This window comes from Mesorhizobium sp. M0664 (assembly GCF_040320565.1).
Lineage (GTDB): Bacteria > Pseudomonadota > Alphaproteobacteria > Rhizobiales > Rhizobiaceae > Mesorhizobium.
The window spans coordinates 33759-59761 of record NZ_JAMYPW010000022.1; the positions used below are offsets into that span (position 1 = coordinate 33759).

22 protein-coding genes are annotated in these 26003 nt (G+C 61.7%); 17 read left to right on the plus strand and 5 right to left on the minus strand.

Translation table 11 applies throughout. From position 1 onward, the window contains the following. Window positions 1-233: 233 nt before the first annotated feature. The 7 genes from NKI39_RS19875 (at window position 234) to apnL (ending at window position 8577) form a co-directional block, all read left to right on the plus strand. Complete coding sequence (locus NKI39_RS19875) at window positions 234-1061, plus strand: phosphogluconate dehydrogenase C-terminal domain-containing protein (RefSeq protein ID WP_352833819.1); 828 nt, start codon at window positions 234-236, stop codon at window positions 1059-1061. Between the two features lie 265 nt (window positions 1062-1326). Then, window positions 1327-2268 (plus strand): D-ribose ABC transporter substrate-binding protein, encoded by a 942-nt coding sequence (locus tag NKI39_RS19880; protein ID WP_352833822.1) that lies wholly within the window; start codon window positions 1327-1329, stop codon window positions 2266-2268. 113 nt (window positions 2269-2381) lie between these two features. Further along, window positions 2382-3035, plus strand: coding sequence for a DUF2291 family protein (locus tag NKI39_RS19885; RefSeq protein ID WP_352833825.1), 654 nt, complete (start codon window positions 2382-2384; stop codon window positions 3033-3035). Then, window positions 3032-4576 carry a sugar ABC transporter ATP-binding protein gene (locus tag NKI39_RS19890; RefSeq protein ID WP_352469590.1) on the plus strand — a complete coding sequence of 515 codons (1545 nt, stop codon included), beginning with the start codon at window positions 3032-3034 and terminating at the stop codon, window positions 4574-4576. Before NKI39_RS19885 ends, NKI39_RS19890 begins: the two co-directional genes overlap by 4 nt. Then, the gene (locus tag NKI39_RS19895) at window positions 4573-5637 is read left to right on the plus strand and encodes an ABC transporter permease (protein WP_023675478.1); all 1065 of its coding nucleotides are present in this window, start codon (window positions 4573-4575) and stop codon (window positions 5635-5637) included. The genes NKI39_RS19890 and NKI39_RS19895 overlap by 4 nt, the downstream gene beginning before the upstream one ends. 1 nt (window position 5638) lies before the next feature. Continuing rightward, window positions 5639-6673, plus strand: a complete 1035-nt coding sequence (locus NKI39_RS19900; protein WP_352682593.1) for a Gfo/Idh/MocA family protein — start codon at window positions 5639-5641, stop codon at window positions 6671-6673. Then, complete coding sequence (gene apnL / locus NKI39_RS19905) at window positions 6670-8577, plus strand: D-apionate lactonase (RefSeq protein WP_352833828.1); 1908 nt, start codon at window positions 6670-6672, stop codon at window positions 8575-8577. The genes NKI39_RS19900 and apnL overlap by 4 nt, the downstream gene beginning before the upstream one ends. A 76-nt stretch (window positions 8578-8653) precedes the next feature. On the opposite strand, the gene NKI39_RS19910 is transcribed toward apnL, so the two are convergent. Together NKI39_RS19910 and NKI39_RS19915 are read right to left on the minus strand one after the other, a co-directional pair. Further along, window positions 8654-9622 carry a GlxA family transcriptional regulator gene (locus NKI39_RS19910; RefSeq protein ID WP_352814269.1) on the minus strand — a complete coding sequence of 323 codons (969 nt, stop codon included), beginning with the start codon at window positions 9620-9622 and terminating at the stop codon, window positions 8654-8656. 304 nt (window positions 9623-9926) lie between these two features. Further along, window positions 9927-10640 carry a transcriptional regulator NanR gene (locus NKI39_RS19915; protein WP_352577753.1) on the minus strand — a complete coding sequence of 238 codons (714 nt, stop codon included), beginning with the start codon at window positions 10638-10640 and terminating at the stop codon, window positions 9927-9929. A gap of 183 nt (window positions 10641-10823) precedes the next feature. On the opposite strand from NKI39_RS19915, the gene oiaX reads away from it, so the two are divergent. Together oiaX and NKI39_RS19925 are read left to right on the plus strand one after the other, a co-directional pair. Continuing rightward, window positions 10824-12098, plus strand: a complete 1275-nt coding sequence (gene oiaX / locus NKI39_RS19920; protein ID WP_352833831.1) for a 3-oxo-isoapionate-4-phosphate decarboxylase OiaX — start codon at window positions 10824-10826, stop codon at window positions 12096-12098. 4 nt (window positions 12099-12102) lie between these two features. After that, complete coding sequence (locus NKI39_RS19925) at window positions 12103-13437, plus strand: four-carbon acid sugar kinase family protein (RefSeq protein WP_352833833.1); 1335 nt, start codon at window positions 12103-12105, stop codon at window positions 13435-13437. 109 nt (window positions 13438-13546) lie between these two features. Here NKI39_RS19925 and NKI39_RS19930 read toward each other — a convergent pair whose 3' ends face one another. After that, on the minus strand, window positions 13547-14044 hold the full coding sequence (locus tag NKI39_RS19930; protein WP_352833836.1) for a hypothetical protein: 498 nt from the start codon (window positions 14042-14044) through the stop codon (window positions 13547-13549). A gap of 280 nt (window positions 14045-14324) precedes the next feature. Here NKI39_RS19930 and NKI39_RS19935 point away from each other — a divergent pair, with 280 nt between their 5' ends. From NKI39_RS19935 to NKI39_RS19945, 3 genes are all read left to right on the plus strand, one after another. After that, window positions 14325-15842 carry a S10 family peptidase gene (locus tag NKI39_RS19935; RefSeq protein WP_352833839.1) on the plus strand — a complete coding sequence of 506 codons (1518 nt, stop codon included), beginning with the start codon at window positions 14325-14327 and terminating at the stop codon, window positions 15840-15842. 148 nt (window positions 15843-15990) lie between these two features. After that, window positions 15991-17433: a sensor histidine kinase gene (locus tag NKI39_RS19940; protein WP_352833842.1), complete on the plus strand. Its 1443-nt coding sequence runs from the start codon at window positions 15991-15993 to the stop codon at window positions 17431-17433. Beyond that, complete coding sequence (locus NKI39_RS19945; RefSeq protein WP_352682605.1) at window positions 17430-18104, plus strand: LuxR C-terminal-related transcriptional regulator; 675 nt, start codon at window positions 17430-17432, stop codon at window positions 18102-18104. The genes NKI39_RS19940 and NKI39_RS19945 overlap by 4 nt, the downstream gene beginning before the upstream one ends. Before the next feature lie 39 nt (window positions 18105-18143). Here the strand turns inward: NKI39_RS19945 and NKI39_RS19950 are convergent, their stop codons facing one another. Continuing rightward, the gene (locus NKI39_RS19950; protein WP_352833843.1) at window positions 18144-18602 is read right to left on the minus strand and encodes a hypothetical protein; all 459 of its coding nucleotides are present in this window, start codon (window positions 18600-18602) and stop codon (window positions 18144-18146) included. Window positions 18603-19496: 894 nt separating this feature from the next. Between NKI39_RS19950 and NKI39_RS19955 the strand changes: the two genes are divergently transcribed. From NKI39_RS19955 to NKI39_RS19975, 5 genes are all read left to right on the plus strand, one after another. Further along, entirely contained in the window at window positions 19497-20501 is a 1005-nt protein-coding gene (locus NKI39_RS19955; RefSeq protein WP_352469815.1) for a LacI family DNA-binding transcriptional regulator, read from the plus strand. 73 nt (window positions 20502-20574) lie between these two features. Then, on the plus strand, window positions 20575-21930 hold the full coding sequence (locus NKI39_RS19960) for an ABC transporter substrate-binding protein (RefSeq protein ID WP_352833846.1): 1356 nt from the start codon (window positions 20575-20577) through the stop codon (window positions 21928-21930). Window positions 21931-21942: 12 nt separating this feature from the next. Beyond that, complete coding sequence (locus NKI39_RS19965) at window positions 21943-22878, plus strand: carbohydrate ABC transporter permease (RefSeq protein WP_352767192.1); 936 nt, start codon at window positions 21943-21945, stop codon at window positions 22876-22878. After that, a complete protein-coding gene (locus NKI39_RS19970; RefSeq protein WP_352833848.1) occupies window positions 22871-23713 on the plus strand; it encodes a carbohydrate ABC transporter permease in 843 nt (280 codons plus the stop codon). Before NKI39_RS19965 ends, NKI39_RS19970 begins: the two co-directional genes overlap by 8 nt. A gap of 24 nt (window positions 23714-23737) precedes the next feature. After that, window positions 23738-24934 (plus strand): glycoside hydrolase family 172 protein, encoded by a 1197-nt coding sequence (locus NKI39_RS19975; RefSeq protein WP_352833851.1) that lies wholly within the window; start codon window positions 23738-23740, stop codon window positions 24932-24934. 76 nt (window positions 24935-25010) lie between these two features. Here the strand turns inward: NKI39_RS19975 and NKI39_RS19980 are convergent, their stop codons facing one another. Next, window positions 25011-25382: a VOC family protein gene (locus NKI39_RS19980; protein ID WP_352615424.1), complete on the minus strand. Its 372-nt coding sequence runs from the start codon at window positions 25380-25382 to the stop codon at window positions 25011-25013. Window positions 25383-26003: the final 621 nt, after the last annotated feature.

A 26003-nucleotide genomic window follows, 5' to 3' on the forward strand; every position in this document is an offset into this window, starting at 1 on the left:
TGCCATGGCCGCTTGCCAATTTGGTATGCTGGTATAATGTGTACCTGAGGTAGCATGCTCCGCGTAGCTGCGCTGTGCTGGACATCCGGGCGCCCGAGACATCGTCCATGGCATCGTCATTTGAGCGGCGGCTCCCCTGCGTTCTCTAATCCGCCAACCGGCGGCAATGTGCATACAAGTCAATGGGATGACGATCGGCAGGGCCATCGTTGGAATTCAGGAGTAACGGACACATGACAACGATTGCGCTGTTTGGTGCGGGCGGCAAAATGGGTTACCGTCTGTCGACCAATTTTCGCGGATCTCCCTATACGATACGCCATGTCGAGGTCAGCGACGCCGGCCGCGAGCGGCTTAAGTCGGGCCTCGGCATCGATGCCGTCAGCGCCGATGAGGCGCTTGATGGCGCCGATGTGGTGATCCTGGCGGTGCCGGACACGCATATCGGCAAGGTCGCGGCGAACATCGAGAGCAAGCTTGCATCAGGCACGATGGTCGTCGTGCTCGACGCCGCGGCACCTTTCGCCGGGCATTTGCCGAAGCGGTCGGACCTGACGTATTTCGTCACTCACCCGTGCCATCCGCCGATCTTCAACGATGAGACCGACATGGCGGCGAAGAAGGACTATTTCGGCGGCGTCAAGGCCAAGCAACACATGGTCAGCGCCTTGATGCAGGGACCGGAGGAGGATTTCGCCAAGGGTGAGGCGATCGCCAAGATCATCTGGGCCCCGGTCATGCGCTCGCATCGCGTCACCGTCGATCAGATGGCGCTGCTCGAGCCCGGCCTTTCGGAAACGGTATGCGCCTCGCTGCTCGTCGTCATGAAGGAGGCCGTTGACGAGGTGGTGGCGCGCGGGGTCGACAAGCAGGCGGCGCTCGACTTCCTGCTTGGTCATATGAACGTGCTTGGCGCCGTCATCTTCGGCGAGACCAAAGGCGTGTTCTCCGACGCCTGCAACAAGGCGATAGAGTTCGGCAAGCCGGTGCTGATGCGCGACGACTGGAAGCGGGTGTTCGAGCCGGAGGAGATTGCCGCGAGCATTCAGCGCATCACTTGAGGGCAGCAACGCGTTCTCCGGAACATGTCACCTGAAATTGTCATTGACTCATTATACCAGTTGGCTTAGCTGTTCGATGGATCGGACCGTCAAGCTTCGCAGCAGGATCAGGCGCTGGATGAGTGGAGGATAGGGGGAGCGATCCGTCGAGGTGAAGCCGGCCAAGGGCTTGTGAATCTGACGCGACCCGCCGCCTACGACCGGCTAACGAAATCGAATGCATATAGCCTTGGGATAAGGCACGGATTTTCAACGGGAGGAATACATGAAACTGACACGCAGAATGACGCTTGCGGCTTTTGCCGGCATGCTGGCGCTTGGCACCGCCGCACCCGCCTATGCGGCGGATTTGATCGCCATCATCACGCCCTCGCATGACAATCCGTTCTTCAAGGCGGAAGCTGTCGGCGCGGAGGCGAAGGCCAAGGAACTCGGGTACGAGGCGTTGGTGCTCGTCCATGACGACGACGCCAACAAGCAGTCCGAATTGATCGACACGGCGATTGGCCGCGGCGCCAAGGCGATCATCCTCGACAATGCCGGCGCCGACGCCACCGTCGCCGCGGTGCAGAAGGCCAAGGACGCAGGCGTTCCTTCCTTCCTGATCGATCGCGAGATCAATGCCGCCGGCGTTGCCGTCGCGCAGATCGTCTCCAACAATTATCAGGGCGCCCAGCTCGGCGCGCAGGAATTCGTCAAGCTGATGGGCGAGAAGGGTAATTTCGTCGAGCTCGTCGGCAAGGAATCCGACACCAATGCCGGCATCCGCTCCAAGGGTTACCACGACGTCATCGACGACTATCCGGACCTGAAGATGGTGGCGCAGCAGTCGGCCAATTGGAGCCAGACCGAGGCCTATTCAAAGATGGAATCGATCCTCCAGGCCAATCCCGATATCAAGGGCGTGATCTCCGGCAACGACACGATGGCGATGGGCGCTCATGCGGCACTTGCCGCTGCCGGCCGCAAGGACGTCATCGTCGTCGGCTTCGACGGGTCGAACGACGTGCGCGACTCGATCACCTCCGGCGGCATCAAGGCGACAGTCCTGCAGCCGGCCTTCGCGCAGGCGCAGATGGCGGTCGAGCAGGCCAACGACTTCATCAAGAACAAGAAGTCCCCGGCTGAGGAAAAGCAGCTGATGGACTGCGTCCTGGTCAATGGCGACAATGCCGCCAAGCTGGAGACGTTCGCGCTCACCAACTGAGCCGGCGTAACATCAAGCAGCAAGGGACGAGCCTCCGGTTCGTCCCTTGCTTCCATTTCGCCCTTGCCTCCATTTCTCTGGGTGCTCCTGACCGCCATGCCGAACGAGCCGACATGTTCAACACGCTGACCCGGCCGATCTTTGTCGCGTTGTTCCTCGCAGCAATAGGCAGCCTGACCGCCTGCAAGATCCTGCCGACGCCGTCGGCGGAAAACGGCGGCACTGGCTCCGCATTCGATCCCGACAAGATGGTCGAGGACATCTGGGCGGCGAAAGTCATACCCTATCTGCAGCAGAAGGCCGGGCCGTTTGCCGAGGTTCACACCTTGGCCAAGACCGATCCCGCCGCTGCCGGCGCCAAATACGGCAACCCGAAGAAGCAGGCGAATTCGCCATGGACCTTCGCCGTTCGGCTCGAGGGCAAGGTCGTGGCAGCCAACACACAGTCACGCGCGGCGACGATGGACGTCGATGCCGACGGCGACGGCAAGGCGGACGCGCGGGTGCAGATCGGACCCGCAATGCGCGGAACCGCGCTGCGCGACAGCCTCGACTTCATCCAGTTCAACGATTTCACCAACCAGATCGACTTCGCCCAGTTCGGCAAGGCTTTCAACGCCTATGCCGACAAGACCGTGCTTTCCAAGCTGCCGCGCGAGGCACTCGAGGGCCGCAGCGTCGAGGTACTTGGCGCCTATACGCCGGGCAGTGGCCAGGACCTGCCGCTGGTGACGCCGGCGGAGGCAAAGATCGGGCCGAAGTCATGAGCGGCGATCAAGATGTCATCCTGAAGCTGGAGGACGTCTCGAAAGTCTATTCCGGCACCGTCGCGGTCAAGCGGGCGAATTTCGAGGTGCGCAAAGGCGCGGTCAACGTGCTGGTCGGCGAAAACGGAGCCGGCAAATCGACGCTGATGAAGATCATCGCCGGCGTCGAGCAACCGACGCTCGGGCGCATCCTGCTGGACGGCGAGGAGGTTTCATTCTCGTCTTCCGGGGATGCCGTGAGCCGCGGCATCGGCATGGTTTTCCAGGAGCTGAATCTGTTCGGCAATCTGACTGTCGCCGAAAATATTTTCGCCACCCGCGAGATCACCAACCGCTTCCGCAAGATCGACCGCAAGGAGCAGGAGCGCCGCGCGGCGGAGTTCCTTGAACGCCTGGAAGCCGGCATCCGGCCCGACATGCTGGTCGAGGATCTGCGCATCGGCCAGCAGCAGCTGGTCGAGATCGCCAAGGCGGTTTCGCTCGATGCGCGCATCCTGATCATGGATGAACCGACCTCGGCGCTCAGCGCGGCGGAAGTCGAGATCCTGTTCAAGGTGATTGCCGACCTCAAGGCACGCGGCGTGGCAATCGTCTACATCTCGCACCGGCTCGAGGAACTGATCCGCATCGGCGACACCATCACGGTGCTGCGCGACGGCCGCATCACCGGCCAGGCGGAGATGAAAGACGTCGACACCCAGTGGATCGTGCGGCAGATGATCGGCTCGGACGCCAAGGACTTCGCCAAGGCCGACGGCCATGTGCCGGGCGAGGAAATATTCCGCGCCGAGGATATCTGCCTGCCGCGCGTCACCGGCGGGCTTGCGGTCGACCACGTCTCGCTGTCGCTGCGCGCCGGCGAAATCCTCGGCATCTATGGCCTGATGGGCGCCGGACGCAGCGAGCTGTTCGATTGCATCATGGGCCGCCACGGCCATTCGACGGGCACGATATTCATTGCCGGCAAAAAAGTGCACGAGCGCGACACGACGCGGCGCATCCGGCGCGGCCTGGCGCTGATCCCCGAAGACCGCCAGCGCGAAGGGCTGGTGTCGATCCTCTCCGTCGCCAGCAATCTGACGCTGGCCAGCCTGTCGCGGTTCGTGCGCCTGTTCCACATTCGCGGTGCCGCCGAAAGACAGGCGGTGGCCCGGACGGTGCGCGAACTGGCGATCAAGGTCGCCGATCCGGCGCAGGAAGTCTCGTCCCTGTCAGGCGGCAACCAGCAGAAGGTGGTGATCGGCAAGGCGCTGCTCACCGGGCCGAAGGTGCTGTTGATGGACGAGCCCAGCCGCGGCATCGACGTCGGCGCCAAGGCCGACGTGTTCCGCACCATGCGCAAGCTGTCGCGCGACGGCCTAGGGATTCTGTTTGCCACCTCCGATCTCGACGAAGTGATGGCGTTGTCCGACCGCATCGCGGTGATGAGCAATGGAAAACTGACCGGCATGTTCGACCGCGCCGAGGCGACGGAGGCCGCACTCGTCGCTGCCTCCGCCTTCGGCCACGGACCGGTCCCGCACGGAGAGCAAGACGCATGACTGACATCCCAGCCAAGGCGGCGGTCAACTCCATGTCGGGCGGCTCGGTCCTGCTGACGCTGATGAAGGCGAGGACGTTCATCGCGCTGATCGCCGTGCTGTTATTCTTCTCGATAGCCGCCCCCAATTTCCTATCGGCCGCCAATCTTATCCTGATGTCGAAGCATGTGGCGCTGAACGCATTCCTCGCAATGGGCATGACCTTCGTCATCATCACCGGCGGCATCGACCTGTCGGTCGGCTCGATCGTCGGCCTGTGCGGCATGGTGGCCGGCTATCTCGTGCTCAACGGCATCGACCTGCAGGTCGGCTATACCATCTATTTCAACGTCTTCGAGATCGCGCTGATCACGCTTGCCGTCGGCATATTGATCGGCGCCGTCAACGGCTTGCTGATCACCAGGCTCAACGTTGCGCCGTTCATCGCCACGCTCGGCGTGCTCTATGTCGCGCGCGGCCTGGCGCTGCTGTCGTCCGACGGGCGCACCTTCCCCAATCTCGTCGGCAAGCCGGAGCTCGGCACTACCGGATTCGGCTTTCTCGGCGCCGGCCGGTTGCTCGGCCTGCCGGTCGCGCTCTGGATTTTGCTCGTCGTTGCGCTAGGGGCGGCCTATCTCGCCAAATACACCCCGCTCGGCCGCCACATCTTCGCGGTTGGTGGCAATGAACGGGCGGCGCGGATTTCGGGCGTCCGCGTCAATATGGTGAAGATGTTCGTCTACATGTTCTCCGGCTTCTGCGCGGCGATCGTCGGGCTGATCATCTCGTCCGAACTAATGGCCTCGCATCCGGCGACCGGAGAGAGCTTCGAGCTCAACGCCATTGCCGCGGCGGTGCTCGGCGGCACCTCGATGTCGGGCGGTCGCGGCACGATCGGCGGCACCATTGTCGGCGCCTTCGTAATCGGCATCCTTTCGGACGGGCTGGTGATGATGGGAGTGAGTTCGTTCTGGCAGATGGTGATCAAGGGCCTCGTCATCATCGTCGCCGTCGTCGTCGACCAGGCACAGCGCCGGCTGCAGAGCCGTGTCACGCTGATGCAGATGGCAAAGGCCGGCTGACATGGCGGAACTGCGTGGAGCGCTGATCGGCTGCGGCTTCTTTGCCATCAACCAGATGCATGCCTGGCGCGACATAGAGGGCGCCTCGATCACCGCCATCTGCGACCGCGATCCGGACCGGCTACGGATCATTGGCGACCAGTTCGGGGTCGCACGGCGCTATACCGACGCGGCGGCGCTGTTTGCCGGCGAAAGGCTGGATTTCGTCGACATCGCCACCACCGCACCAAGCCACAGAATGCTCGTGGAGATGGCGGCGCAGCACGGCGTTTCGGCAATCTGCCAAAAACCGTTTGCGCCGACGCTTGCCGACGCCAAGGCGATGGTAAAGGCCTGTGCTGACGCCGGCGTGCCGCTGATGGTGCATGAGAATTTTCGCTGGCAGTCTCCGATCCAGGCGGTGCGTACCGTGCTCGACAGCGGCGAAATCGGCACCCCCTTTTTCGGACGGATCTCGTTCCGCTCTGCCTATGACGTGTTTTCCGGCCAGCCTTATCTGGCGACGGGAAAGCGCTTCATCATCGAGGATCTGGGTATCCACATCCTCGATATCGCCCGCTTCCTGCTGGGCGACGTCTCGACCGTCACTGCGCGAACGGCGCGCATCAATCCCGGCATTGCCGGCGAGGACGTTGCGACGATGCTGATGGACCACACGGGCGGCGCCACTTCCGTGGTCGACTGCAGCTACGCGAGCAAGCTCGCTACCGAGCCGTTTCCGGAGACGCTGATCGAGATCGACGGCAGCGACGGCACGATCCGGCTGGCGCAGGGCTACCGGCTCACCGTCACCGGCAGGAGCGGGACAGCTGTGAGCGACGTCTCGCCACCGCTGCTGGCCTGGGCATCACGGCCGTGGCACAACATCCAGGAAAGCGTCGTCGCCATTCAAAAGCATTGGGTCGACTGCCTGACCAAGGGAACCGAGCCCGCGACCTCGGGCGCGGACAACCTCAAGACATTAGCGCTGGTCGAGGCTGCGTACGCTGGCGCCGCAAGCCGGGAGCCGGTGCAACTCGACGCCTTGCTGAAATGACAGCCGACGCCTTCCTCCTCTACGGCACACGTGCCGTTGAAGCCGAACCGGTCAGGCTGCGCGCCGGCGCGCTGACGGCGGACTTCGTCAACGGCAATCTGCGCACCATCCGGCATGGCGGCACCGAGGTTCTGCGCGCCGTCGCCTTCATCGTCAGGGATCGCGACTGGGGCACCTACGAGCCGGCGCTCACCGATTTAATCATCGACCAGGGCGATGACGCTTTCTTCGTCAGCTATTCGGCAGGTTGCTTCGGACCAGAGGGAAGCCGGCTCGACTTCCGTGCGACCATCAAGGGCTCGGCCGATGGCCAGCTGATCTTCGACGTGAGCGCTCTTCCCGACAACGATTTCGAGACCAATCGCTGCGGCTTCTGCATCCTGCATCCAATTGCCGGGCTGGCCGGCAGCCCGGTCACGGTCGAGCATACCGATGGCAGCGTTGTCGCGACGCGGCTTCCAGAGCTGATCGATCCCTGGCAGCCTTTCAAGGATCTGCGGGCGATCACCCATGAGGTCCGGCCGGGCGTCACCGCCGAATGCCGGATGCAAGGCGACATTTTCGAGATGGAGGACCAGCGCAACTGGTCGGATGCCTCCTACAAGACCTATGTCCGGCCGCTCGCGCTGCCATGGCCCTATGTGCTGCCTGCCGGCAAGACCTTCAGCCAGACCACTAGTTTGCGGATAGAGGGTCGCGGGAAAGTGCCGACCGCTGCGGCAATCGCGGACCCAGTTCGCGTCACGCTCGGCCAAGCCGGACCGGCGCTGCCGGATGTTGGCGTGATCATCTACCCGGATGAGGTCGAGGCGGCGCTGGGCAAGCTACCGATGCTGTGCGAGCTTGGTCCGCAGCAATTGATGTTCCACTACGACCCGACGCGTGGCCATGGGCTCGACGCCTTGCGATCCTACGCCCGGCTCGCCGCCGCCTATCCGGTCCGGACAACGCTCGAATGTGTCATTGCCGGCGACGGCGATCTCGACGCCGAGCTTTCAGGCGTCGCCGACAGGGTGCGCCAGGCCGGGCTCAAGCTTTCGGCCATTGCCGTCTCGCCCTCAGTCGACCGGCAGTCGACGCCGCCGGGCAGCGCATGGCCGCAATGCCCGCCGCTCGAAGACGTCTACGCCGCGACGCGGCGCGCCTTTCCCGACAGCCGCCTCGGCGGCGGCATGTTCAGCTATTTCACCGAACTCAATCGCAAGCGTGTGCCGGCCGACCCGCTCGATTTCGTCACGCATTGCACCTGCCCGATCGTGCACGCCGCCGACGATCTCAGCGTCATGCAATCGCTGGAGGCGTTACCTTTCATCACGGCGTCAGTACGAACGATCTTCGGAACAATACCTTATCGGATCGGGCCGTCGACCATTGCCATGCGCCAGAACCCTTATGGCGGCGCGACCAAGGCTAATCCCGACGGTCAGCGCATTGCCATGGCCAACCGCGACCCTCGCCATGCCGGGCTGTTCGGGGCCGCATGGACGATCGGCTATGCCGCGCGCGTTGCGCCGGCCGGGCTTGAAATGCTGACGCTCTGCAGCTTCACCGGACCATTCGGCGTGCTGGCCTCGTCGGGCGAACCTGTCAAAGAAGGTACACCCCGGCCGATTTTCCACGCGGTGAAAGGACTTTGCGATCTGGCCGGCTATGCGCATGTGGCGGCGACAACGATCGATGAGACGCGGGTGCTGGCACTGGCCGGCCACTCCCAGACAGGCAAGATCATCGTCTGGCTGGCGAACCTTACTCCGGACGACCTTCCAGTCGATGTTTCCGGGCTCGGTTCCGATCAGGGTTTTCTGAATATCTGGGATGGACGAACGTCACGCCAGATTCAGCGCGACGCGTCGGGCCGAGACCGTCTTGTCATGACGCCCTACGCAATCGTCCGGATTGGCTGAAGTTACGCCGGGGTTCATGAATCGCCGCAGTTCCGCAGCGGTTGCCCGTAGCCGCAGCACTTCCGCTGCCGACTTGTCACCGGACTTGCTTTCGAAACTCGCCAGGCGCCATTCCAGTTGTCTTGGAAAAAAGACGGCTGAACGAAGCGACGTCCTGATATCCCACCCGATAGCAGATTTCTGAGACGCTCAGTTTCGTTTCCTCAAGCATGGACCTTGCCAACTCCAGCCGCCTTTCCTGGATCCATTTTCCCGGCGTTGTCTGGAGTTCGTCGAAAAACCTGCGAGACAGGGTTCGCGAAGACATCGCCAATTCGGTTGCAAGAAATTTCAAATCGATTTCTGACATCTTGTCGTTCGAGAGCTCGCGCAGCTTGTTCTCGAATGGGCTGGCGTCGTTCGAAATTTTGTCGAGAGGAAATTCGTAGGGACTCTGGAATTTGCGCGGCGGAGGAAGAACCAGAAGTTTTCGAATGATCCGCTCTTCCTTCTCGAAGCCCAGATCGATCAGCAAAGCCCTGGCGAGTTCGAGTCCGGAAAACCCGCCTCCACATGTGTAAAGGCGGTCCTGGCGAATGAGCAGGCGGGAAGCGTCCCATCGCACTTGCGGAAACCGGCGGCTTGCCTCGTTCTTCAGCCACCAGGATATCGTTGCGCGCTTGCCGTCCAACAATCCCGAAGTGGCGAGCAGATAACACGCGCCGCAATGTGCTGCGATGATTGCGTCCTGCTGCTGCGCGAGCGCGATCAGCGGTTTTGAATGCTCACTCTCCTCGTCGAGCGAGCGCAGAAGCTCCGGAATCTCGACACCCGGCATGGCAATGAGAATCAGGACATCCATTTTCCGGGATGGTTGAGCCTTTGTCGGGAAGGAAATTCCTGTGCTCGATGCCGACGGCGCGCTCCTTGAAACGAACTCACAGGAGAGAACCTGCGAACGGCAGACGTCATTCACAAGCTGAAACATTTCCACGAGCGTCGAGACGACGGCCGAATAGAAATTCGACGGCAGCCAGATCACAACGTGGAGGCCCCTGTCAGCCATTGCGGTACTCCAGTGTCGTTCTCGGGTGGCAAGCCTAGCATAGTCTTTGCAAGAATTGCCAATCCCAGAACAAGCGCGGCGCCTCCAGGAGGGCCTATGCGGGCTTGCTGACGAAAGCGGGCCGCGGAAATCCATGGCTGGGAAGATGCAAATGCTGAAATCGTTGAATGAAAACAACGCGGCACATACACCGGATTCAGACGGCAACATAAAACTGCGTCGGTCCGGGCTCAGGCTGATCTGTGGTCAGCCAGTAGGCCGAGAAGGTCCGACCGCGACGCCGGTCGGGACCTGCACTTGATTTTCAGTTGCCGGAATTCATCACGTAGAGCGCGCGCGAGCGTTCGAGGTGCTTGATCATCGCCTTCTCGGCGCCATCCGCATCCTTGGCTTCGATGCGTCCGACGATCTCTTCGTGCTCGGTCAGCGTGAACTTTTCCTTGCCGGTCCAGATCAGCATTTCGGTGTGGTATTCCTTTAGCCAGCCTAGCATTGCCTCGCTGACGGCGACATAGATCGGGTTACCGGATATTGCCGCGATCTGTGTGTGGAATTTCATGTCGGCGGATATGAAGGCTTCCGAGTTGCCACGATGGCTGCGCTGCTCGGCGACCGTTTCCCGCAGCCGCTGCACGTCCTCGGCTGTGGCCTTTTCTGCAGCTTCCTTGACCATGCCGCGCTCGAAGAAGATGCGTGCGTTCTTGAGGTGCTCGAGCGTGTCCTTCGACGACGACAGGATGATCTTGGCGGCGCCGTCGACCTGTTTGATGATCGACTTGGCGGTCAGCTGCAGCACTTTCGCCCGCTCGCCATGCGAGATCGCGACGAGGCCCATATTGCTCAACGCCTGCATTGCCTCGCGGATCGCCGGCCTGCCGACCTCGAAGCGCTCCATCAATTCGCGCTCCGATGGCATGTCGTCACCCGGCAGCAATTCGCCGCCGGTGATCAGGCGCTTCAGTCTCAAGAATACTTCGTCGGAAAGCTTGCGCCGGACGATCGGCTCCGAACGGTTCATCGTCGCGAATCACTCCTTTGACCGGCCCCTATCTAGCATTTCCGCCGTGAATTCCGGAACGCCTGCTGCCGGCTCGCCCTTACCGCCAAGCCGGATAGGGCTTGCAATGCTTATGTACTCATTATACCAGATTTCGAGGGCCAAGGAACCTTTTTCGAAACCTCCCCGGCAGGCCGCGCGAATATGATTGTTCTTACCTATCGCATCGAAACGCCCGGCAATATCGAGGCGCTGGCGGCCAAGATTGCAAGCGACCAGTCGACCGGAACCTTCGTCGCGCTGGCCGGCGAGACCGAAGAGCTCAAGGCCAGGGTCGCAGCGCGAGTCCTGGCGATACGGCATCTGCCGGACGCGGACCGGCCGTCCCTTCCCGAAACCGGTTCCGGAGCAAGCCCCGAAGCACGCAACGGCCCGGTCAAGCGCGCCGACATCGATATCGCCTTTCCGCTGGACGCCATCGGCACCGACCTGTCGGCGCTGATGACCATCGCCATCGGCGGCACCTTTTCGATCAAGGGCCTGTCCGGCATCCGTGTCGTCGACATGAAGCTACCCGAGGAGTACCGGGGCGCGCATCCGGGCCCGCAATTCGGCGTCACGGGCAGCCGCAGGCTGACCGGTGTCGCAGATCGTCCGATCATCGGGACCATCGTCAAGCCGGCGCTGGGACTCCGCCCGTACGAGACGGCCGCAATGGTGCAAGAGCTGATTGCGGCCGGCGTCGACTTCATCAAGGACGACGAGAAGCTGATGAGCCCGGCCTATTCGCCGCTGTCGGAGCGGGTGAGGGCAATCATGCCGCTGATCCTCGACCACGAGCAGAAGACCGGTAAGAAGGTCATGTATGCCTTCGGCATTTCACATGCCGATCCCGACGAGATGATGCGAAACCACGATCTGGTGGCAAAGGCCGGCGGCAATTGCGCCGTGGTCAACATCAATTCGATCGGCTTTGGTGGCATGGCTTACCTCCGAAAACGCTCCAGCCTTGTGCTCCATGCCCACCGCAATGGCTGGGACATTCTCACCCGTCATCCCGGCCTTGGCATGGATTTCAAGGTCTGGCAGCAGTTCTGGCGCCTGCTCGGCGTCGACCAGTTCCAGATCAACGGCATCGCCTCAAAATACTGGGAACCCGACTGGTCCTTCGTCGAATCCTTCAAGGCGGTGACCACGCCGATCTTTTCGCCGGCCGATTGCGCATTGCCGGTCGCCGGCTCCGGCCAGTGGGGCGGGCAGGCGCCTGAAACCTTCCAGCGAACCGGCCGGACGGTCGATCTTCTCTATCTCTGCGGCGGTGGCATCGTCAGCCACCCGGACGGGCCGGGCGCCGGCCTGCGCGCCGTGCAGCAGGCCTGGCAGGCGGCGGTCCAGGACATTTCGTTGGCGGATTATGCCTTGAGCCATGTCGAGTTGGCGAGGTCGATCGAGAAGTTCGGCGGCGGCGAGGCGGCCTGACGCCATGCAAAACCTGCTTCTGAGTTACTATGGCGACGACCTGACCGGCTCGACCGACGTTATGGAGGCGCTCGAGCTCGGCGGCGTGCCGACCGTCCTGTTCATGCGCCAGCCGGACGAGGCGCTGCTTTCGCAATTTGCGCATTGCCGCGCCCTTGGGCTGGCCGGCACCAGCCGCAGCGAGACGCCGCAGTGGATGGACACGCATCTGCGAGATGCCTTCGCCTGGCTGAAGACCGTCAACGCCGAGATCTGCCACTACAAGGTCTGCTCGACCTTCGATTCCAGCCCGGCAATCGGCAGCATCGGCCGGGCGATCGAAATCGGCCGCTCGGTTTTCCGGCAAGAGGGCGTGCCGCTGGTGGTCGGCGCGCCGCAGCTGAAGCGCTACACCGCCTTCGGTCATCTGTTCGCGGCCTATCGCGAAAAATATTTCCGCATCGACCGCCATCCCGTGATGAGCCGCCATCCGACCACGCCGATGGACGAATCCGACCTGCTGATCCATCTGTCGCGCCAGACCAGCCTCGCCTCGGGCCTGGTCGACCTGGCGACGCTGCAGTCTGCGTCGCGGTCGAAAGCATTCGACCGGCTTGTGGAGAATGGCTCAGGTATTGTGCTTGTCGATGTCGATAGCCTGGAAACCCAGGCACTTGCCGGCAAGGAGATTTGGCGCGCTCGCAAGCCGGGCGGTTATTTCGTCGTCGGCTCTTCAGGCATCGAATATGCCTTGCTGGTCGAATGGGCAGCGAGCCGGATCGTGGATACCAAATCCGCCTTTTCGCCGCCGGGCGCTGCCGACAGGATCGCCGTGGTCTCGGGGAGCTGCTCGCCGACGACGGAACGACAGATCCGTCATGCTCTGGCCGACGGCTTCGACGGGATCGAGCTCGACCCAGTCGAACTGGTTTCTGAGGCTTCGAACGACGCGATTGCGCGCGCGGTGGCAACCGGCCGCTCCAGCCTACGGGCCGGGCGCAGCGTCATCCTCTACACCGCGCTCGGGCCTGCGGCCGACCGCGGTGCAGAAATCGATCTCCGGGAAGGCGCCCGCCATAAGCTCGGCCACGGCCTTGGCGAGGTTCTCCGCGAACTGACGCTTCAAGAGAAGCTACTGCGCGTGGTCATCGCCGGCGGCGACACGTCGAGCCATGCACTTGGCCAGATGGGCGTCGACGCGCTGACTGTGCGAATGCCGCTGCCGGCATCGCCGGGCTCGCCACTTTGTGTGGCGCATTCAAGCATTAAGGCGATCGATGGGCTGGAAATTGCCCTCAAGGGCGGGCAAGTCGGAACCGACCGCTATTTCTCCACTATTCGCGATGGGGTCGGCGGTTGACAGCGGGGAATGTCAGGTCAAATCGGTGATGCTCGATCGGGATCGAGGATACTAGCCGGCAAACCAGAAATCTCAGGCGTTCAGATCAGCGGCAATGCCACTCATCACGCTATCTGCCCATTGTCCTGCCTGGATGATACTGACGGGCGTAGGCGACACAGGCGTCTACAGTGCTGACACAGAGCGCATCGCGGTTGTTCGGCAGGTTGTTGTCGCCGGCGTAGGCAACCTTGGCAACATGACCGTCAACCATTCGAATTTGCGTGTTGCAATAGCCGCCGGGGGCGACGTTGACGGAACCCCCCAGCGCCGGGACGGGGCCAATGGCCACGGTCGGAACGACAATGTTGAGATTGCCGCGTTGAACGACGCGCTGATAGGTCCAGATCTGGCCGGATTTGCCGACATCGGCAGTGGCGGTAGGAAAGCCGGCGCACATTCGAACGTCCGCCTCGCTAAGGCCGACCATCTCCCTGCGGGCTGCCGCCGCCGTGGCGTCTTCCTTCGCAGTGCTCGACGTGTCGTCGGGCATGACGCAGGAAGACAGGATGGCGGCGCTTGCCGATAGAAGGAGAAGGGCAAGCTTTCGGGTGTGGAAAGATGTCATACCAACTTCGGATTGCACGGGAGCCCCGAATGCCAACCTAGGAAGTGGGCCAATCGAGTCAACCGGCAGAAAATTCACGAAGTCGTTGGTCCGCCATTCCGCCGCACGCATCTGCTGGAAGAGGTTAGGCTGCCGCCGTGACCCTCGCGCCCTATCTTCCGCCTGGGCATCGGATTTCCAAATCCGACCCCTTCTTGTCAGATGTACTGGCGCACGGTGCTGTGACTTTGGTTCGGCCGACGGTGTGCTAGTTTCCAGCCAAATTGCTCCCGGAGACGTCATGCCTATCAAGCTGCAAGAAATCGCCCTCGCTCTTCTGCTGTTGGTTGCCGGAACTGGGGTCGGTCATGCGGAGACGGCCCAGCGGCCGCCGCCCACAGGCGGGGTTCTCTCGCTCCTGCCACCGCCGCAGACTTCCGATCATTCGATCGTCATTGCCGGACGCACGCTCGATTACGAGGCCAAGGCCGGCACGCTGTCATTGCCGTCCGGCAAAGGCGATATCACCGCCGAGATTTTCTATGTCGCCTATGCTCTGCACGCAGGGAAAGAAACGGGACCGGATCCGCGTCGCCCGATCACCTTCGTGTTCAATGGCGGTCCGGGAGCAGCTTCCGCCTATCTCCATCTCGGCGCGCTCGGTCCGCGGGTTCTGGCGACAGCGGCCGATGGAAGTTTCCTGCCGTCGCCGCAGAGGCTGTTCGATAACCCCGACACCTGGCTCGACATGACCGACCTGGTCTTTGTGGACCCTGTCGGAACCGGTTACAGCCGTGAAGCGCCCGGCACGGAAGCACACAGCTTCTGGGGCATCAGCCAGGACGCCGCGTCGATAGGCGCGTTTATCCGGCTCTATCTGGCGCAGACGAACCGTATGGCATCGCCTGTCTTCCTGGCTGGCGAAAGCTATGGCGGCTTTCGAGCAGCATTGCTCGCCAGGAAGCTTCAGGAAGACATCGGCATCAGCCCGAGTGGCGTCGTGCTGATTTCGCCGGCGCTCGAATTCACGCTGGTGCGCCCGGACGAGTTCCAGCCGCTCCACTGGGCGCTGGAACTGCCGTCGCTGGCGGCAGTGCGCCTACACAGCGAAGGTGTTTCCGGCCCCGCCCTGCAGGAGCGGCTGGCGGAAGTCGAACGCTATGCGCTCGGCGATTATCTGGCCGCGCTGGCCGGTGGGCTGGAGCAGGGTGGACGCCTGGCGAGCCAGCGTGTCGCCGCAATCACCGGTCTGCCGCTCGATCTCGTCCAGCGGCACTTTGCACGCATTCCCATAGGGCTGTTCGCCAAGGAGTTTGCACGGGCAAAGGGCAATGTTCTCAGCGCCTATGACGGCAACATCGCGACTGCGGACGTGGCGCCAGAGAGCCTGGGAGTCGAGGGTCCCGATCCGGTGCTCGACCGAAGCGTGCCGGCGCTCACCTCCGCTTTCGTCGGCTATGTGCGTGATGAATTGAACTTCCGCACGGATATCAGCTATCGGCTTCTCAACCGTGAAGTCAGCGGCAATTGGGACTATGGGACGAGCGCGACGCGTCAGGGCTATGCGGGTGTCATGGACGACCTTCAACAAGCGCGCGTGCTAAACCCCAGCCTCGGCGTGCTGATCGTCAACGGCTACAGCGACCTGGTGACGCCGTACATGGGCTCGCGCTACCTGCTTGGTCAAATTCCTTCGCTTGCCGGCGCAAAGCCCATTCGCACCGAGGTGCTGGAGGGCGGGCACATGATGTATCTGAGGCCGGATGGACGGGCGGCACTGAAGCAGGCCGCGTCCGAGCTTTACCGAACGACGCAATGAGACGGTTTGCCCAAAAAAGCGCCGGATACGCTGTTCGCCCTCTCATCAGGCCCTAGTTCCATCGCGATTGATCGGTTACACACCTAGGATGGCGTCTTTCAGCGACGTTCGACAACGGATTAGCCGGCTCTCCAGAATCGCGCCACTGGTGCGGCGTGCTGCCGAGCGGGCCATTCGGAACACCAAGCCACACAGGCTGACAAGCCTTGTTGACCGTTGGAACGCGCTGTCGCTGGCAACGCAGTTCCTGCTCGCGGGCGGTCTATTTTCCCTGTCAGCCATGGTGGTGGTGGGGATTTCCGTCACGAACCATATAGAAACCGTGGTCACGCAGAATTCGGCTTCCGCGACGGCTCTTTACGTGGACAGCGTTATCGCGCCGCTGCTTCCGGATATGCGCAAGAGCGAAGTGCTCGACGAGAGCGTCGCCCACGCGCTCGATGAAACGCTGGGACAAGGGGCACTCGGCACAAGGCTCGAATCCTTCAAGCTCTGGCGTCGCGACGGAACCATCCTGTATTCGACCGACAAGACATTGATCGGCAAGCGCTTTGAACCCAGCGACAATCTCCGGGCGGCATTCGCAGGCCAAATGGTCTCGGAGTTCGACAAGCTGGACGATTCGGACAGCGAGGCCGAAAGGGCCAGCGGCTTGCATCTTCTCGAGATCTACAATCCGGTGCTGCAGCCATGGTCAGGGGAAGTGGTGGCCGTTTCAGAATTCTACGAGGTCGCCACTGATTTTGAAAGAAACCTGCATCAGGCACTCATTCGAACCTGGCTGGACGTTGCCGCCGTCACAGCGGCCTTCTTTCTCGGGCTGTCGGCAATCGTGTTCCGTGGCAGCCGCATGATCAGTTCGCAGAGCCGCTCGTTGAAGCAGCGCATTGCCGAGCTTTCCGATCTGCTTGCGCAAAACAGACTGTTGAGGCTGCGGGTGCAGCGTGCCTCGCAGCGTGCCACCGCACTTAACGAACGCTATCTCAGGCGCATCGGTGCGGACTTGCACGATGGCCCGGCGCAATTGGTTGCTCTCGCGGCGCTGGGGATCGACAGCCCCGTCATTGCCGATCCCGCTACGCCGCAATCGAAGCGTGCACAGGAATTGCTGGCCATCAAAGCACATCTGGACGATGCCATGCGCGAGATCAGGAGCATCAGCAAGGGCCTTGTCCTGCCGCATATCGAGCATGCCGAACTGGGTGAAATTCTCCAGCTTGCCGTACGGGCGCACGAAGAACGAACCGGCGTCAAAGTGATGCTATCGATGACCGGCGGCCATGCGCCATTGTCGCCGGCGGCCAAGATCTGCATCTTCCGCTTCGTCCAGGAGGCGCTGAACAATGGATTCCGTCATGCCGGAGGTGAAGGTCAGTCGGTCGAGAAACATTTCGACGGCGAGCGCGTTTGTATCGAAGTGGCCGACGCCGGCGCCGGCTTTGACCCGCAAATCGTGCGTCCCGAGAGGCTGGGACTCGTAGGGCTGCGCGAGCGTGTGGAAAGCCTCGGGGGCCAGTTTACCGTGACTTCCTCACAGAGTGGCACAGTCGTAAGAATGGCCCTCAACATCGTTGAAATGGGGCAGACATGACAGTAGCCATCAAGCTCGCCATCGTCGACGACCACCCGCTGTTCAGGGAAGGCGTTGTGCGCACGCTCGATCAGATCGGCGGGTTCGAGATCGTCGGTGAAGGAAGCAGCAGAGACGATGCCCTGCGGATAATCGAAGACCAGCGGCCCGACATTCTGCTGATGGACATCTCGGTTCCTGGAGGTGGCCTTGGCGTGATCGGACCGGCCCTTGAGCGGCATCCGGCACTGAAAATTGTGATGCTGACCGTTTCGGAAGAAAACCAGCACGTGATGACCGCGTTGCAGAGCGGGGCCAGGGGCTATGTTCTGAAGGGGGTCGGGTCGAGGACGTTGGCTGCGATCCTGCGCACGGTAGCGTCGGGCGAACGATATGTCTGTCCACAATTGTCGGCGCGCCTGTTGGCCGATCTGTCAGCTCAATCAAAAGAGCCGGCGAAAGCTGACGGACTTGCCGACCTCACCAGCCGTGAAAGGGAGATCCTGACGCTGGTTGCCGCGGGACTGAGCAACAAACGGATCGGGCTTCGGCTGAACCTGCATGAAAAGACGATAAAGCACCACATGACGCGAATCCTGGCCAAGCTCAACGTCAGCAACAGGACCGAAGCCGCCATGACCTTGCGCGATGCGACTGAGCACCGGCATCCGCCTGTTCGCGATCATGCTTGAGCCGAAATTGCCGCACGGCGCGGCCATGTGAACTGGCCCTCAGTCGATCATTTCAAGCAACCTGTCCCGATCGGAACGCGTCGCCAGGCGCCGAATGATGGTGCGGCCCTTGGCGTCCCGCATTTCGTATTGGCCCCTGTCGATGCGTTCGCTGAGTCCATTCGAATGCACCACGCCAATGCTCGGGCCGCTCACCTCGACCCGGTCTCCTGTGGATGCGTTGACAAAGAGTTTTGGCTTGCTATCGGGGTTTACCGTAGGGGCGGGATCAGGGGGATTGTCGTCCTGCGACTTTGCTTTGCCCTTGCCGGCACCAGCATTCGAGTTCGAATTGCCGGAGTTTCCACCCGAATTGCCCGAATTGCCGTTCCCATTCCCGTTCCCGCCATTGCCGTTGCCGTTCCCGCCATCTTTGGCCCAGACAGCCTGCGGGCCGAGCGGCTGCGATGATCCATCGAACAAGACGCGATAGGGGCTTACGACGAGAATGAAGGTCAAGACGACTACAGAAATGCCGACACGACGTCCTCGTGAAGATCCGGTCCTTCGTTTCCGGGTCGTCATCAATGAACTTGTCAGTCGCATGTCGGAACTCCCCTTAATCATACGGCTCTGTCGTACTGCCTCCTGTTCGAAATTCGTGTGATGCTTAAAACAATGGTTTGCGTCCGGAACGTCAAGACCCACCAGTCCCACGATGGTAACTGGTGGGTCTCGCTAGCGCAGGAAGGGACTATTTACTGCGCAAGTCTTTTGCCTTCCTTTGGTTGCGTCTCTCCGCGGTAGCGCAGACTTCCACCGTCAGCCAACAATAAATCCAATGGCCGCGACCCCGAAACACAGGCCAAATAACGGAAAAAGCAGCCAACGTGCCTGGTGAATGCTCGGGTCCATGGCGGCCTCCTGTAACAGTCGGCATCGCAACGGGGCTCCTCGGAACTCAGTTCCTGAAACTCTCGCATTTCGGGCTTTTGCGATAGCAGCCTCGGACCAAAGTTTGGCTGTGCGGGTCCTTGGTCGATAGGCTTACAGACTGAAGTCCCTATGCCAGGAGCCCGCCCTGCATTCGCCGACCTTTGTGTCCAACTGGCAGCTGCGATCCACCGCCCCTTCGAATGCTTTGCGTTTCTGGCTCTATGGCAGCAACGCCGTTGGTCTACTGCCGCATCGTTGAAACGCCACCAATGCAGACCCATATGCGAATTGCGTCGGATGTCTCCTCCCATTGCGTCCGGCGCGTTCCCCTCTGGAGGTTATAGACCTTCACACTTGGCCGGGCTTAACAACCCGGCCTTTTCTTTTGGCATTTGTATAATCGCCTGATGGCCCTAATTTGCGAGACATCGGTAAAATCGATTTGCAAATGCATTCAAGTGCCCATAGCCTGTCACCATGAGCACGATTTCCAAAGTTGCCACGCGAGCGGGCGTGTCGCGCACGACCGTGTCGCATGTCATCAACCATGCGGACCGGGTATCGAAATCGCTGCGTGAGCGCGTACAAGCGGCGATCGACGAACTCGGCTACACCCCGAACCCGCAGGCGCAGAGCCTGCGCACCGGCCGTACCAACATTATCGCGATGCTGATCCCGGACATCCGCAACCCGTTCTATCCGGAGCTGGTGAAAACGGCGCAGTCGACGCTCGAAGTGGTCGGCCTCGACATGCTGATCTTCAACACCGACGTGCCGGGCGGACATTCACAGGATCACGGCCGCGAGTATTTGCGCCAGATCGGGCGCAAGCGGGTCGACGGCGTCATCGTTGCCGACTTCGCGCTGCACGGCATGCACAGCGAACTGCTCAGCCTCGATCTGCCCGCCGTCTTCATCGGCCATCTGCCGAACCATGCTGTCGACAGCGTCCAGCTGGACGATTTCGGCGGCGGCTATCTGATGGGCGAGTATCTGGCGAAGAGGGGCCATCGCCGCATCGCCCATGTCACCGGGCCATCCTTTTTCAAGGAGGCGATGGCGCGTGCCGCCGGTTTCGAAAAAGGGCTCGCCGACAATGGCGTGCCAATCTCCGCCGATCTGCGGTTTGAGGGAAGCTATCTTGCCCCGTCAGGGCGGGAAGCGGTCACCTGGCTCAGGGAGAAGCACGGCGGACACCTGCCGTCGGCGATGTTCTTCGCCAATTATCTGATGGCCTCCGGTGCGCTGACCGAATTCTACGACCATGGGATCAATATCCCTCAGGATATCGCCATCGCAGTCTTCGATGACCTGCCTCAACTGGAATATGTCAGGCCGAAGCTGACCTGTGTCGGCAACAGTCCGACAATGCTTGCCAAGCGCGCCACGGAAATGCTGCTCGAACGGCTGGGTGGCAAAGTCGAGGGCGCGCCGCGCACCGAAGTGATCCCATGCGCGTTGAGCCCATTCGACAGCGCGTGACGCCAGATGCCGGCAAAGGGAACGGAGGTCCCTTCGCCAACGTTCGACCGAACAACATCCAAGGGAGGAATTGATGACTGACAAAACGACCCGCGACCGGCCATTGGCCAGCCTGAATCGCCGTCGGCTGATCCAGGGCGGCGCCACTTTCGCTGCCGCCGGCCTCACAGGCTTCCCGTTCATCAACAGGATGGCCGTGCGCGCTCAGGAAGCGCCGCTGAAATTCTGGCAGTTCTATGCGCCTCGCGGAGACGTGAAGCCGCAGGTCCAGTGGTTCGAAAAGCTGGTGGCCGACTGGAACGACGGCCACGACCAGAAGGTCGAGCTCGAATATGTCGTCAACAGCGAATACATCTCCGGTTCCAAGCTGGCAACGGCCTTCGCGTCGGGCGAGGGTCCTGACATCTTCCTCATCAGCCCCGGCGATTTCCTGCGTTATTACAATGGCGGCGTGCTTGCCGACCTGACGCCGCATATCGAGGATGGCGCCAAAGCCGATTTCCCGGAAAGCGTCATCGCCAACCGCATGGTGGACGGCAAGATCTACGGTGTGCCGATGGAAGTCGAGCCGATGGCCTTCTACTATTCGGTCAAAGCGTTCGAGGATGCAAAGCTCAACGAGAACGACGTGCCGAAGACCTGGGACGAGCTGTTGGCGGTCGCCAAAAAGCTGACGACGCCCAGCCGCTACGGCGTGCTGTTCGAAACGACTCCCGGCTATTACCAGAACTTCACCTGGTATCCGTTCCTGTGGCAGGGCGGCGGCGAATTCCAGGGCAAGGACGGCAAGAGCGCCTTCGATTCGCCGGCCACCGTCCAGGCGCTGAAACTCTGGCAGGATGCCATCAATACCGGCGTGGCGCCGCGTCAAGTGGTCGGCGGTGGTTTCGACATAGTCGCCAATCTCGGGGCAGGGCTGTGCGCCATGCAGAACTGCGGCATCTGGGGCATTTCGGCGATGGACAACAACGCCAAGGATGTGCCCTACGGCATCTTCAAATTGCCGACGCCGGCCAATGGCAAATACGTCACTGTCGGCGGCGGCTGGGCCTTCGTCGCCAATGCCGGGGGCAAGAACCCAGATGCCTCCGCCCAGTTCTGCGCCTGGGCGCTGGCCTCGATGGACCAGGCCTCGATCGACCGTGTCGTCAACTGGTGCACGGTCGCCAAGAGCGACATGCCGCCGCGCAACAGCGCGCTGAAGGCCGGCGCCGATGTCTTCAGCACGGGCAAGTTCGGCACCTTCGCCAAGGAGATCCACCCGGGAACGCGTGCCGAGCCGCGGGTTCCGCCGGAGGCGTACAAGATCATCTCCGACGCCATCCAGTCGGCACAGCTTGGCGGGGTTGATGCCCAGCAGGCGGCGACGACGGCCAGTCAGCAACTCGATGCGTTCCTCGCTTCCTATTCCGGCGCGCCGATCCTTTAGGCCCTTTCCAGCATGGATCAGTTGAAACCGCCAGCCGCGGGCGCGAATTCCGCCCGCGGCCTCACCGCCAAGCAAAGGGAGCGCTGCGCCGCATGGCTGTTCGTCCTGCCCGATGCGGTTGGCCTGCTGGTGTTCGTCGGCGTGCCGATGCTGCTGTCGCTCGCCGTCGGGTTCTTCGAGGTCAACGGCTTCGGCGGCTACAGGTTCGTCGGGTTCGGCAATTACAGGCGCATGTGGGGCGACCCGCTGTTCTGGTCGTCCGTGAAGGTGACGGTAGCCTATGCCGTCATGCTGGTGCCGGCGCTCTACGTCGCCGGACTGGGACTGGCGCTTCTGGTGCAGAAGACCAACCGCTTCAACGCGGTCATGCGCTCGATGTTCTTTGCGCCGCAGATGGTCAGCCTGGTCGTGGTGGCGCTCGTGTGGCAGCTCATGCTGGTCGAAAAGGTCGGCATCGTCAGCCGGCTGGCGCCGCTCGTCGGCCTCGGCGGAATTTCGCTGCTCGGCGATCCAAATCTGGCGCTGTTCACGCTGGTGCTGGTCAGCGTCTGGTTCCTGATGGGTTTCTACATGCTGATCTTCCTCGGCGGGCTCCAGGACATCCCGGCAGAGTACTACGAAGCCGCAAAGATCGACGGTGCCGGGCCGGTGACAAGCTTCTGGTACATTACTTTGCCCCTGCTCAAGCCGACCAGCTTCTTCGTCCTCCTGGTCTCGCTCGTCGCGGCTGTCGCCGGCGGCCAGGTCTTCGACCTGATCTATGTGATGACCAAAGGCGGTCCGGTCAATTCGACCTCGGTGCTGATCATCTACATCTACAAGCAGGCATTCCAGTTCGGCGCGTTCGGCTATGCATCGGCAATGGCATCGCTGCTGGTGCTGGCGCTGATGCTGGTCACGGTCTTCTTCTTCGTGCTGACGCGCGGCGGACGTTTCGAGCATGACTGACGGCCGAACTCATTCCGGCCGTTCGCAGATACGAGCGGCGAGGCTTGCCTGGATGCTGGCGACCGCAGCGCTTGGCCTGATGACGGTGTTCCCGCTTGTCTGGATGCTGGTCATCTCGCTCAAGCCGGCGAGCGACGTCTTCACGCCGAGCCTCATTCCGGAACGGCCGACGCTCGGCAATTTCCTCTATGTGCTGACCGAGGTGCCGTTCCTGCGCTATCTCTTCAATTCGTTCTTTGTGTCGGCCACAGTAACCGTCGCTGCGCTGTTCTTCCATTCGATGGCCGGCTATTCGCTCGCACGGCTGCGTTTTCCGGGCCGCGACACGCTGTTCCTCGCCATGTTCTCGACCTTTCTGGTGTCGCTGCCGGTAATCATCGTGCCGCTGTTCATCCTGACGCGGATGCTGCACATGCTGGACAGCTATGCCGGGCTGATCATTCCGGCGATCTTCAACGCGTTCGGCATCTTTCTGCTCAGGCAATACTACCTGTCGCTGCCCAGGGAACTGGAAGAAGCGGCGATCATGGATGGTGCCGGCTACTGGCGCATCTATTGGAGCATCATCCTGCCGCTCAGCCGGCCGATCCTGTCGGCACTGGCGATCCTGTTCTTCCTCGCCAACTGGAACGCTTTCCTGTGGCCGTTGACGATCACATCGGACCTCAACCTCTGGGTGGTGCAGGTAGCCATTGCGAACTTCAAGAGCCAGTACGCCGCCGCCTGGAATTATGTCATGGCCGCCTCGACCATCGTCGCCGTGCCGATGCTGGTCCTCTTCGTGATCTTCCAGCGCCAGATCATGGAATCCATCAAGACAAGCGGCCTGAAATAACCGCTGAAGCAAGAGGAGAAACACATGGATAATGCCGGCCTGTCGCCGCTTCGCGGGCTCGCCAAATTGCGCGACGCCAAAACCCGCCGGTTCTCAAGCTACGACCGCACCGGCGGCAATGACGACCGGCTGCACATTGAACCCGGCCAGACGGTGGTGATTGCCGAGCATGACGGTGCCGGCATCGTCACGCATATCTGGGCGACGCTCGCCTGCGAGAGCGAGGCGTTCCTGCGCAAGATCGTATTGCGCGCCTATTGGGATGGTGAGGCACATCCGAGCATCGAAACGCCGATCGGCGATTTCTTCGGCATGGGCCATGCCCGCACCCGCAATTTTGCCAGCCTGCCGGTGCAGGCAAGTCCAGAGGATGGCAAGGCCTTCAACTGCTACTTTCCGATGCCGTTTGCCAGCCACATGCGCTTCACCGTCACCAATGAGGCTGAGGACGACCTGCTTTTCTATTACTATGTCGATCTCGAACTGCATGAGGAACTCGAGGAAGGCCTGGGCCGCTTCCACGCCCAATACAGGCAGCAGCGACCTGACGGCATAGACGAGACGGGGCTGGCCAACGAGCAGGTCCTGTTTGGCGGGGAAAACACCGACGGGAACGGCAACTACACCATCCTGGAGGCGGAAGGTCATGGCCACTATGTCGGCGTACTCTATTCCGTCTATTCGCGGCGGCGTTCCGCACTATGGGACTGGTATGGCGAGGGCGACGACATGATCTTCGTCGATGGCGAGCCGGGCATTTCCGTGCCGGATACAGTGCGCAAGCCCGATCCGCGCATCGGACCGAAGGCCGAACTGATCGACGATCGCGGCGAGACCGGCCCCGGCGCCAACGATGCCTGGCCGCCGACGCTGCACGGCACCGGCACGGAAGATTATTTCAATACGGCATGGTGCCCGACACAGGACTACAGCGCGCCCTATCACGGCATCATCGCCGCCGGCGGGCCGAACTGGACCGAGCCGGTTACGCTCTATCGCTGGCACATAGAGGACCCGGTCATCTTCCACAAACGCATCCGGGTGACCATCGAGCACGGTCACGCCAATCGCCGCTCGGACGACATTTCGTCGGTCGCCTTCTGGTATCAGGCCGAACCGCACAAACCGTTCGAAGCGCTTGTCGATGTCGAGGACCGCATCCCCACCTATCGCGCGCCTTATCACAATTGGAATGCCGCCTTCGACGAGAAGAGGCGTTAGGCCGGGATGCGTTCGAATTGAACCGTGCATCCCGCGCTATCTGTGTCGGGGCACGACCCTGCCGCAGCGTGCCGTCTCAGCTGCGAGGTGGAAGTTGCTGGACAGACCAGGTGTTGCCGTCGGGATCCTCAAAGAAGACAAATCTGCCCCAGGGAAAATCCTTGATATCGCTGACCTCGATACCTTGAGCGGCCAGGTACCGGTGAGCCTCATCGATATCGGGCACGACGAGTTGCAGGCCCCTTATGGATCCCGGGGGGCTGTCGACGAGGCCCTTGCCCATGGCAATCGAACAGGCCGAACCGGGCGGCGTCAATTGCACGAAACGTATCTCGTCGCTTACGGTGTGGTCGTGATCGAGATGAAAGCCGACCTTCCCAACATAAAAGGCAATTGCTCTATCGACGTCCGATACGGGGACCGGGACCAGCTCCAGCTTCCAATCCATGACAGCCCTTTCGCAGCTTGATCGCCAAGTGGTGCCGAACACCGTGGGCGCCATCCCGCCATCTTCCCAATGCCATTGTCGGCGCGGGCCGCTCAGTCAGTCAAGAGATACCCGGGCTCGGGCAACGTGAGGACTGGTCTCATTGCTGAGACGGCGTTCGGAACCGATGAGCACAAGCTCAGTTAGGCGGAGGACAACCACCTTTCGGATCAGCAAGGCCGACTTTAATGATCGGAACGCAGGCGCCGAATACAACTGTGGGAAGGTTGAACGGGCGTCGTTGACGCGCGAAGGGATTGCTTGGAAGCGACGCTCGCCGAAGCTGGCGAGATCGTCGGACGGCGAAGCCGAAGCGCAATTATGCCGTGAATGCCTACGATTCGGCCTGCCTTCTCCTTGCCGCGATCAAAGACGCCAGCACTGTATCCAAGGGGACATCCGAGCCGGCGCGACGTTCTGGCGGCGGTGCACAATATCCGTTTCAAGGGAATCGCTTATCGCGAGCCCGTTCGGTGGGATGAAAAGGGTGACAATCTGGCCGCTGTGACTGCACTCAACGGGGTGGAAAACGGCCGCTTCCGACAGATCGCCGAAATCCAGCAGATGCAGAGTGTCGAGCAG